Below are 327 nucleotides of genomic sequence, written 5' to 3'. Positions count from 1 at the left end.
AAGCCCGAAGTCATGCAGGCGGCTGTGGAGACGGCAGCCCGGGTCTTCCGAAAGATGGATGCTCACATCGAAATCGGCGTCTATGCCAATGCCTTCGAAGGGGAAACAGGCGACGCAGCCGCCAATGAAGGCCTGCACGATACCCGCGCCGATCTGAATGACGACGCCTATTCGCGTTATGCCTGCTCCTGGGCCGAAGCCGGCGCGACCATCATCGGCGGCTGTTGCGGCATTGGCGCCGCCCATATCCATCGCTTGAGGAAGACGCTTTTGGGTTAAAGCGGCACGTCGGGAACTCGGCTATGTCGCAATTGTCATTTGGCGTTT

Annotated in this window: 1 protein-coding gene; it reads left to right on the top strand. The window is 59.6% G+C overall.

Going from position 1 to position 327, the window contains the following annotated elements:
* Window positions 1–279, top strand: a 279-nt coding sequence (locus AF337_RS18625; protein WP_193393641.1) for a homocysteine S-methyltransferase family protein, incomplete at its 5' end; no start/stop codon positions are given.
* Window positions 280–327 lie beyond the last annotated feature (48 nt).

Origin of the sequence: Rhizobium ecuadorense, from assembly GCF_001187535.1 — a bacterium.
GTDB lineage: Bacteria > Pseudomonadota > Alphaproteobacteria > Rhizobiales > Rhizobiaceae > Rhizobium > Rhizobium ecuadorense.
Note: the sequence above shows the minus strand (reverse complement) of the source record. Positions and strands in the feature narration are given on the sequence as shown.